This is a genomic window from Paenibacillus sp. D9 (assembly GCF_001188365.1).
GTDB lineage: Bacteria > Bacillota > Bacilli > Paenibacillales > Paenibacillaceae > Paenibacillus_O > Paenibacillus_O humicus.
The window spans coordinates 5,353,960-5,363,250 of record NZ_JZEJ01000001.1; the positions used below are offsets into that span (position 1 = coordinate 5,353,960).

The 9,291-nt window shown below is 64.2% G+C and carries 9 protein-coding genes; 3 read left to right on the forward strand and 6 right to left on the reverse strand.

Annotation, left to right across the window (positions count from 1 at the left end):
- From VE23_RS23995 to VE23_RS24015, 5 genes are all read right to left on the reverse strand, one after another.
- On the reverse strand, window positions 1–427 hold a 427-nt coding region (locus tag VE23_RS23995; RefSeq protein WP_198156210.1), incomplete at its 3' end, for an ATP-binding cassette domain-containing protein.
- Between the two features lie 18 nt (window positions 428–445).
- The gene (locus VE23_RS24000; protein ID WP_048744746.1) at window positions 446–1,291 is read right to left on the reverse strand and encodes a hypothetical protein; all 846 of its coding nucleotides are present in this window, start codon (window positions 1,289–1,291) and stop codon (window positions 446–448) included.
- On the reverse strand, window positions 1,275–1,862 hold the full coding sequence (locus VE23_RS24005; protein WP_021881956.1) for an RNA polymerase sigma factor: 588 nt from the start codon (window positions 1,860–1,862) through the stop codon (window positions 1,275–1,277). Before VE23_RS24005 ends, VE23_RS24000 begins: the two co-directional genes overlap by 17 nt.
- A gap of 3 nt (window positions 1,863–1,865) precedes the next feature.
- On the reverse strand, window positions 1,866–4,124 hold the full coding sequence (locus VE23_RS24010; protein WP_049869390.1) for a hypothetical protein: 2,259 nt from the start codon (window positions 4,122–4,124) through the stop codon (window positions 1,866–1,868).
- Window positions 4,115–4,996 carry an ATP-binding cassette domain-containing protein gene (locus tag VE23_RS24015; RefSeq protein WP_048744749.1) on the reverse strand — a complete coding sequence of 294 codons (882 nt, stop codon included), beginning with the start codon at window positions 4,994–4,996 and terminating at the stop codon, window positions 4,115–4,117. The genes VE23_RS24010 and VE23_RS24015 overlap by 10 nt, the downstream gene beginning before the upstream one ends.
- A gap of 266 nt (window positions 4,997–5,262) precedes the next feature.
- Between VE23_RS24015 and pxpB the strand changes: the two genes are divergently transcribed.
- A complete protein-coding gene (gene pxpB, locus VE23_RS24020) occupies window positions 5,263–6,021 on the forward strand; it encodes a 5-oxoprolinase subunit PxpB (protein WP_048744750.1) in 759 nt (252 codons plus the stop codon).
- Between the two features lie 137 nt (window positions 6,022–6,158).
- On the opposite strand, the gene fabF is transcribed toward pxpB, so the two are convergent.
- A complete protein-coding gene (fabF, locus tag VE23_RS24025; RefSeq protein WP_083436220.1) occupies window positions 6,159–7,487 on the reverse strand; it encodes a beta-ketoacyl-ACP synthase II in 1,329 nt (442 codons plus the stop codon).
- Between the two features lie 126 nt (window positions 7,488–7,613).
- On the opposite strand from fabF, the gene VE23_RS24030 reads away from it, so the two are divergent.
- On the forward strand, window positions 7,614–8,510 hold the full coding sequence (locus VE23_RS24030) for a helix-turn-helix transcriptional regulator (RefSeq protein WP_049869392.1): 897 nt from the start codon (window positions 7,614–7,616) through the stop codon (window positions 8,508–8,510).
- Between the two features lie 294 nt (window positions 8,511–8,804).
- The coding region (locus VE23_RS24035; protein ID WP_442950541.1) for a biotin-dependent carboxyltransferase family protein at window positions 8,805–9,291 on the forward strand (487 nt) is incomplete at its 3' end.

Below are 9,291 nucleotides of genomic sequence, written 5' to 3' on the forward strand. Positions count from 1 at the left end.
GGGGGGGGGGGGGGGGGGGGATCCGCTGGCGGATGCCTTGCGGCAGCGTCTTGATGGCGCGGCGCCGGTAAGGCTCCAGCTGGAACTGGGCAATCACTTTGTCCGTCTCCGTCATTCCGGCTTCTCCCTTGAGCTCGGATAAATACTTGAGCAGACGCTCGGTTTTCATATCCTCGTACAGCTCCAGGCCGGTAGGCACATAACCGATCGAAGCCCGGATGGAGGCAAGGTCCCTGTCGGGAGTCAGCGTCCCGTAGCGGATGGAGCCCCGGTCGGGGAATTCGGCCGTCGCCAGCAGCTGGAGCAGGGAGGACTTGCCCGAACCGTTGGATCCCGACAGCACGGTAATGCCCTCTTTCAGCACGAGACGCGGAACTTGAAGGACGAAGCTCCTCCTCTGCCAGCGAATGCCGCTCAGTTCGATCATGGCGAAGTCACGGCCTCCCTATACGACCCTTTTGATGACGAGGCTGCGTCTGTAGGACAGCAGCGTCATGAGCGCTCCCGCTCCAAGGCAGCTCCAGTAGATGGCGTTGCGGATCGCATCCGGAGCCGCTTGCCCGGAGACGGGGGAGCGCAGCGCATACTCCATCACATTCCAAGCCATCCAGAACACCGATCCCATGACAAACGCCATCTTGACGCCTGCGCGCAGCATAACGTAGGAGGCTCCTCCCGCGATAAGCAGAATCAGCGACATCCATTGCAGCATGAACGGAAGAACGGGAAAGCTGTCCATTCTGGTAGCCATGTACAGCGAGGCCGCGATTCCGAAGAGGACGTTCAATCCGCCGACGATCATGACTCTGGCCATGAGCAGCAGAGCCGGCGGGTAGGGAGTGATGCTCTCGACCGTTCGCATTTCCTTGTTCCAGCTGCGGAAGCTGTACAGCAGTCCGGAGAGGAACATCATCGGCAGGAACAGCGACAGCTTGCTGCTGATGTCCGTCAGGCCGGACCAGCCTTCTTCTTCCATGCCTGCCGGGAGCACATAGAGCAGCATCAGGAATACGCCGAGGCTTGCCAGCCAGTATGCTCTCGAGTAGGCGCTCAGCTGCGTGCGAAGCAGCTTGGCCAGAGACGGGCGCTTATGCGCCGAGGAGGCTTCCGCCCGCCAATCGGCCGCCGAGCCTCCGCCGAGCGCCGGCTTCAGCCCGTCGAAGGCCGGCTGCAGCGCCGCGAGCAGGCGGGTCGTATCCTGGGCCGTCACGGGACGGACCGTCAGGGAAGACAGAGGCTCCCGCAGTTCCTTCTCCAGCTCCATCCATTCCTTGTCATTCGGCAATTCCATCTTGCTTCCCTCCCTCTGCGCGCACCCGCGCGTTCTTGTCGCCCGCCAGCCTTGTCTTCAGCCTGCGAAGCGCTTTGTACAAATGGGTTTTGACCGATCCGAGCGGCAACTGAAGCACGTCGGCAATATCCTGCAGCTTCAAATCCTGATAGAAGCGCAGCATGACGACCTCCCGCTGCACCTGCGGCAGCTCCTCGAGCGATTGGCTGATCTCGCGGCGCGTTTCCTGCCGTTCGGCAAGCTCCACGACCGAAGGACGCTCGTCCTTGCGTTCCGGAGGCTCTCCGAAACGGTTGCGGTCGGTCTGGTAAGCGGAGCTCTTCCAATAGTCGCGGCATTGGTTCATCGCCACCCGGTACAGCCAGGCTTGCACGTTCTCGGGATTTCTCCGGTCCTTGAGCTGCCGGATCAGCTTGAGAAACGTTTCCTGCACAACATCCTCCGCCCTCCCGGGATCCTTCAGCTGCCGCTGCAGGAACCCGGACAAAGGGGCGTGGTAGCGGTGCACCAAAGCTTCGAAACAGGCCTGGTCTCCTTCCATCATTCCCTGGACCAGCTCTTCGTCCGTCACGGTTCATTCCTCCTTGCCGGCTTGATCGTTTATGGTCGGCAGGCTGTCCTCCGGCATGAGCCGGTTCCATTCCTGCATGAATTCCTTCAATGTAATCCGGGGCGTGTACGAAGCCGCGGAACGTTCTCCCGCCGGCGTCCGAGCCGGCTCGGGCAAGGCGAGTCCGCGCTCCCGGAGACGGTACAGCGTCTCCCGGATCAGCGAGGCATGGCCTCGTTCGTATGCGGCGTCGATCAGCTTGCGGATGGCTTCCCAATAAGGAGTGCCGGCCGCTTCAAGGCGGTAGGCGGATGCCGACCCCCGTTCCCGGTTGTACAGATAAGCATAAGCGGTCCGGATCTCGAGCGCCATGGATTCCTTTTCCTGCGGGACGCTGCCGCGCCTGTTGCGCACGGGCTCGGCTCCGCGGCCCGTATCGCCGAAGAGAAGCAGAGAGCTCATCGCGTCCTCCGCGTAGCTGTCAAGATTGCGGTGTTCCGTCTCGGGGATGAAGAAGGTGTCGTTCTCCGCATACCACGAGCGGGTCTTGATGGCGGATTCGGCAGGGGAGCCGATCAGATCCATCGGGAAGAAAAAGACCTGGCGCAGCGGAGCCAAGCTGCCTGCTGCCTCGAGCAGGCCTTCCCGCCTCTGGCGGAACCGGTCGAGGAACTTCTCCGCTTCCCGGATATTGCCGGGAGTCGTGATGATGGACAGCGCGGATTCCGGATCCTGCACGACCGAGAAGCGGCCTCCGATGACGGTAATGCCGTCCCGGGCGCTTCCTTGGAATTGAAGCTTGCTGCCGCTGCCGCCGGCTGGCGGAATCGTCGCGAACAGGGAGCTGCGGAAGCCTTCCATCGTCAGGTCGTAGGCAATCGGCTTGACGAGGGAGGAGCCCGGCCGATCCATCAGGGAGCCGTCGGCATCCTTTGCAAGCAGGCTGTCGCCGCCGGGAAGCGGATACCATCCGATGCTTGCCGGCAGGTAGAGCCCGTCTCCCCGGGAGAAGGCGAGGAAGCTTTCGCTGCCGCTGCTGCCGATCAGCCATTCGTTCCAATCCCCTTCGTAGCCGACTTCCACGCTTTGGACGGGCAGAGCCGGATCAAGCAGGCTTTCGCGGATTCGGAGCTGATCCCCGGTGCGTTCCCAGGAGACGGGGTTGCCGTTGATCCGGACCGACCGCACAGACATCGAAGGATACAGCAGCAGCGTCATCTCGCCCGGGTGCTTGTATTGAAGCTTGCTTCGGCCGTCCGCCGCCTCGAGCCGGCCCCGGGGGGTCGGAACGGACAGCTCCGCATCGGCTTCCACACTTCCTCCCGCCCGGCGAGCGATATGAAGCTTCATGCTGTCCAACTGGTACCGGTAGGCGTTCTGATCCTTCACCTGGCCGAGAGCGGGAGCTGCTGCTGCCAGCGATTCCATATGCTCCGTCCGATCGGATACAAGCGAGGCATAGGGAATGAAGGCGGCTCCGGCCGCAAGCAGCATGGCGATGGAGACGAGCCATGGCTTTCTTGGGCGAAGGGGCGGCTTGGCCCTGCCGAGCAAGGCGCTTGCCGCCGTCAGCAGGACCAGCGCGGAGAACGCCATGAACGGGGCCAGGCGGCGAAGCTCGGGTCCTGCCAGCACGGACGACCAGACCTCATGCCCGGCCAGATCGGAATCCAGCAGCGGCTGGAGGTAGAACGCCTTCAGCCAAACCCATTGATAAACCTTCACGACATAGGCTTGAAGGAACAGCGAGCCGAACACCCATGCGCAGAACGCGGCGGGAAGCGAGAAACGCAGCGGCAGCAGGGAACCGAGAAACAGCCCGAGGGCAAGCGAAATTCCGTAGGACTGCACATACAGGAGGGCGAACCTTCCTATCTCCGACGCCATGGAGGCCAGCGGCAAGGCGTGGCGGAGTGCGGAGACCGCATAAGCGGCGTTGATGGCGGCGATATAGAGAGACATGTAGAGGAAGCCGCCGATCCATTTGGCGCACATCCAGCCCCATGCGCTCAGCGGAAGCCGGAACAGCCACTCGCCGGAAGGATGCAGCAGGTCTCTGCGAACGAGCAGGACGCCGAGCAGCAGCGGAATCGCGGTGGTCAGCGTCAGCAGCATCGCATGCGTGGAGGAGGCGTACAGATTGACGTCCTGCGACGACAACGGATTGGGCGAATACGTATGCAGGAGCATCCATATGCCGGCTCCGAACGGAAGCAGCAGCGTCCAGCGCAGCAGCAGCAGAGACTTCAGTTCCAATGCGGCTTGCCTGAAAATTACAGCCATGAGGCGTCCGCGTCCTCCTTGCTGCGGCTGACAAGCGCAAGATAGCCTTCCTCCAGCGTCGGCGCCACCCGCTCCGCGAACGGAGACGGAGGGCGGTCGCACAACGCCCGGCAGCGGATGCCTTCCTCGGTGCGTCTCGCGGACAACAGGCCTTCAAGCGGCATCCGGCGCCATTCCGTTTCGGATGCTTCCCAGGACCAGGTCCGGTCCTCCGCGAACCCGGCCAGCCCTTCCGTGCTGCCATGATGCAGGAGTCTGCCCTCGCCGAGCACGATGACCTCGCGGCAGCTTGCCCCGATGTCGCCGAGCACATGCGTGGAGAGCAGCACGACCCGGGTCGCGGCCGCCTCGGCCAGCACCCGTCTCAGACGGATCCGCTCCTCGGGATCGAGCCCTGCCGTCGGTTCGTCGACGATCAGCAGATCCTTGGAGCCGAGCAGCGCCTGGGCGACGCCCAAGCGCTTGATCATTCCGTACGAATAGGAGCGCGCCGGCTCGTCGGCTTCCTGGCGGAGATTGACCTGCTCCAGCACCTCTTCCACCCGCCGCATCCGCTCGGCGCGGCTGCCTCCCTGAAGAGAGGCGGCATGGGCCAGCCACTTGCGGGCGGAAAACTGAGGAAGCATCCGCACCGTCTGCGGCAAATAGCCGATCCTGCTTCCGTTGACCTTGAAATCCCGGACGGAGCTTCCTCCGAGCATCGCGTCGCCGGTCGTCGGCGGCAGCAGTCCAGCCAGCAGGCGCATGAGCGTCGACTTGCCGGCGCCATTCGGTCCGAGCAGGCCGTGCATGCCTTTGCCGAGCTCAAGGGACAGGGGCCGAAGAGCCCACCGGTCTTTATATTGTTTTCCAAGCGTATGGACGGAAAGCATAGTGTTGATCCTCCTGCGCAAATGACGACTGTCCGTGTCAAAAAGTTTCTTTGTCCTCCATTATAACATTCCGCCGCCTGCCAGTGGGGAGGGAGCGGCCAGCCGGCTGCCAGGCGACGATGCCGGCCGTTCCGGGATGAAGGATTCGGCCGAGGCAAGGACTAATATAAGAATAGAAGAAAGAGATCGACGTTGCGGACCGGCTTGGAAAGCAGGCTTTTGGGGAGCTGAAGGATAGCGGGAAGCTGCAGGGAGGATAGTTGGAAATGGATGAAAAACAGGAGAAGAAAGCAATAGGCAGGCGAAGTCCGGCTCCTTGCGCCTATAAGGTCGAGCCGGCGGGCGACCGCGCGATGATGATCAGCCTGCATCAGGCAGATCCGGATGGAGCGCCGCTGCAGGATCGACTGGCCTCCGCCGCCCGCTGGCTGGAGGAGGCGCGATGGAGCTGGCTGCTCGACGCCGTTCCCGCCTACGAAACTCTGCTTGCCGTGTACGATCCCGTTCGGCTCATGAAAAGCATGAAGCCCGGCCCGGACTATCCGGGCACGGGCTTGCTTCTTCCTTATGAGCTTGCCGGCGAGATGATGAGGGAACGATTGGCGGCGCAGCCCTCAAGGGGAAGTCGGGAGGAAGCCGCCATCGTCCGGATTCCGGTCCGCTACGGCGGCGCAGACGGTCCCGATCTGGAGGAAGCGGCATTCCGCAGCGGCCTCGGGGCGGAGGAATTCGTCCGTCTTCATTCCGCTCCCCTCTACCGGGTCGTCATGATCGGTTTCCTGCCGGGCTTCGCTTATTTGGACGGGCTGCCGCCGGAGCTGGCCCAGCCGCGCAGAAGCTCGCCCCGTCCGCTGGTGCCGGCAGGATCGGTCGGCATCGGCGGCGGGCAGACGGGCGTGTATCCGTCGGCATCTCCCGGCGGCTGGCAGCTGATCGGACGCACAGAAGCCAGGCTTGCGGATTTTGGAAGGGAAAGGCCTTCGCTTTTGCAAGCGGGCGACCGTGTCCGGTTCGTACCGGAATAAGCCGCAGGCGCAAGACCGGTCCGTCGCTTCATTGGATGGTATGACGTCGAACAGCTCGCAGGAGCGGCCGGCAGCCCGGCTCCAGCGGATTCCGGCGGTACCGAACGCGTCCCTGCTGCGCCATATTGGAAGAGCCGTTATTCCTCGTATCTGGACAGCGCAATGACCGCATTATGTCCGCCGAAGCCGAAGGAATTGGATAGGCCGGCATGGAGCTCCGCCTTGCGCGCGTGAAGAGGCACATAGTCGAGATCGCATTGGGGATCGGGGTGGGTCCGGTTCGCAGTGGGCGTGACGAGGCCTTCGCGCAGCATCTGGACCAGGGCGATGGCCTCCACGCCGCCTGCCGCTCCGAGCATATGCCCGGTCATGGATTTGTTGGCCGTGACGGGAATCCGGTAGGCATCGTCTCCGAAGACGCTCTTGATCGCTGCGGTCTCGGACAGATCGCCGACGCCGGTGCCGGTGGCATGGGCGCTGATGACGCCGATATCGTCAGGCGCCAGGCCGGCTTCGGCCATCGCCAGCCTCATCGCGGCGGCGGCCCCGCGGCCGGCGGGCTCCGTAGCTACGATATGATAGGCATCGGAGGTGGCGCCGTATCCGATCACCTCGGCCAGCGGCTCCGCTCCGCGCGCCAAGGCATGCTCCAGCGGCTCCATGACGACGATGCCGGCTCCTTCGGCCATGACAAAGCCGGTGCGGAGCGCGTCGAAGGGACGGCTGGCCGCGGCGGGATCGCCTTCAGGAGAGGCGAGGGCAGTCGCGTTGCCGAAGCTGGCGAGCGCCACAGGCGTCAGCGCCGCTTCGGCGCCGCCGGCCAGCACGATGTCCGCTCCGCCGAAGCGGATCAGACGGAAGGCTTCGCCGATTGCCGTATTGCCGATCGAGCAGGCGGTTACGGGAGCGAGCGACGGGCCGAGCGTCCCGTAGCGGATGCTGATCATGGCCGCCGCCATATTTGCAATCATCATCGGAACGAGCGTCGGGCTGACGCGGCCGGGACCTCTCTCCTCCAGGATGCGGGCCTGCTCGATCAGCGTGCCGATGCCGCCGATGCCCGAGCCGACATATACCCCTGCCCGCTCCGAAGACAGCTGCTCCGCCGATAGGCCTGCCTGGCGGACCGCTTCTTCGGCCGCGGCCAAGGCGAACTGGACGAACCGGTCCATTTTCCGGGCTTCCTTGCGGCCGAAACGGGCTTCTCCGTCCCACTCCGGGATGATACCGGCAATGGCATCGCGGCCGGTCTCCGACGGGAAAGCATCGATTCGCCGAATGCCGGAGCGGCCGGCGGACAAGCCTTCCCAGAGCGCCGGCACGCTGCAGCCGAGCGGGCTTACCGCTCCCATGCCGGTAATGACGACGCGGCGGCCGCCGGATGCCGTACCGCGCTGATGCTCCGCAGGCCGGGATGGCGATTCCGCGGCCCTGTATTCACGGTTTTCGGATGTAGCTGGCTTCATGTGAAATTCCTCCTCGGCTTTGCTTTACATGCAGTTTGGCATAGCTGTTATCCTAGTACAAGTTGTCGTTTATACTAGAATAAACACTACCCGGATAAGGCATATGGAGGGCGAAAGGAGACATCAATGAACCGGAAAGCAAGGCTGGAGGCTTTATCGGCTTTTTTGAAATCGCGGCGGATGGCGCTCTCTCCCGAGGCGGCAGGACTGCCGGCAGGGGGCCGCAGGCGCACGCCTGGATTGAGAAGGGAAGAGGTGGCTCAGCTGGCTGACGTCAGCGCGACCTGGTACACCTGGCTAGAGCAAGGACGGGATATCCGCGTCTCGGCTTCGGTGCTGGATGCGGTCGCCAAGGCGCTGCGCCTGAATGCCGACGAGCGGCGGTATTTGGCTGCGCTGGCGCTGGAGGGGACAGCGGAGGGCGAGGAGCTCGCCCCCGAATCCCGTCCGCAGGAGCTGTCGCCCGCGCTGCGGCTGATCGCGGACCAGCTTGTCAGCTGTCCGGCTGTCTTTTCGGACCGGAGATGCCGAATCGTCGGCTGGAACGAAGCCGCCGCCAAAGTATTTCTCGACTTCGGGATTATTCCGCCCGACGCGAGGAACATGATCCAGCTGCTGTTCACCCGTCCGGAGCTGCAGCGGCTGGCCGTCAACTGGGATGAATTCGTGCGCGGCTACTTGGCTATCTTCCGTTCCTATTACGGGCAGTATGCGGATGACGACTGGTATGAGAGCTTCATTCGGGAAATGGAGGCCAAGCATCCCCGGTTCGGGGAGCTGTGGGAGGAGAGCCGGGTCAGCACCGCGCCGGAGGTCATCCTGGAATTCCGGCATGCCAAGGCGGGACGGATGCAGTTCCAGCTGACGAGCCTGCGCGTTCAAGGCGGGCAGGATCTTCGCTGCAGCATTTATACGCCGGCGCCGGATACGGGGACGGACCGCAAGATGGCTCGGCTGATGGAGACAGGCAGGAGCTTGGCGAGCGGGGGAAATGGACGGCAAGCGTCCGATGGAGAGCCATGAGCGCTGCCGTGGCGGCAGGTGCCGGAACGGCAGCCGGGATGGAGCTGCGGGCAGCCGCACAGGCGATCGGCCGCAGCCTTGGATAGCTTATCCGGAGAGGCTGAGCTACACTGGTAAGGTGGAATCTGTTGCCATCCGAGCAGGCAGGGCGCAGGCGAGCGGATGAGCTGTCGGCCGCTGCAGATGCCGACTGCTCCGCAGAGTCCGGAGCGGATGCTGGCGAAGTTGGACAGACGGCCGATGCTTTCGGGGCAGGCTGCTTGGGCCGTCGAATCGTTGCGGGAGGTGGGGGCTGTGCGAACGGAGCTTGAAATCGTCAAGGCGGGCATGCTGCTCGAAGTCCAGGATCGGGGAAGGCCGGGCTGGCGCTCGCAGGGAGTGCCGGCTGGAGGCGCGATGGATTGCTGGTCGCTGCAGGCCGCCAATCTGCTGGCCGGCAACCGAAGGGATGCCGCGGCGCTCGAGATGACGATGTCGGGACCCTCTCTACGGGCAGGCAAGGACGGCCTGCTCTGCGCCCTTGCCGGCGCGGACATGGAGGCAAGCGTGGACGGCGTTCCGCTGCCGCCGTGGCGGACCGTCTATGTGATGCCCGGCCGGCTTCTGGAGATCGGCAGGGCGCCCCGCGGCTGCCGCGCCTATCTCGCCGTCGCCGGAGGCATCGCCGAGCCGCCGGTGCTCGGCAGCCGGAGCGCCGATGTCCGCGCCGGCATCGGCCGCCGTCTCGGCGCCGGCGACGCCATCGCTTGCGGGGCGATGCCGCCGCAAGCGGCCGCCTGGG

What these genes read in the sequence shown, in the direction of transcription:
- VE23_RS24000 (WP_048744746.1), bottom strand. Translation starts at nt 1,291, where the DNA reads ATGGAATTGCCGAATGACAAGGAATGGATGGAGCTGGAGAAGGAACTG.
- VE23_RS24010 (WP_049869390.1), bottom strand. Translation starts at nt 4,124, where the DNA reads ATGGCTGTAATTTTCAGGCAAGCCGCATTGGAACTGAAGTCTCTGCTG.
- VE23_RS24015 (WP_048744749.1), bottom strand. Translation starts at nt 4,996, where the DNA reads ATGCTTTCCGTCCATACGCTTGGAAAACAATATAAAGACCGGTGGGCT.
- pxpB (WP_048744750.1), top strand. Translation starts at nt 5,263, where the DNA reads ATGGATGAAAAACAGGAGAAGAAAGCAATAGGCAGGCGAAGTCCGGCT.
- fabF (WP_083436220.1), bottom strand. Translation starts at nt 7,487, where the DNA reads ATGAAGCCAGCTACATCCGAAAACCGTGAATACAGGGCCGCGGAATCG.
- VE23_RS24030 (WP_049869392.1), top strand. Translation starts at nt 7,614, where the DNA reads ATGAACCGGAAAGCAAGGCTGGAGGCTTTATCGGCTTTTTTGAAATCG.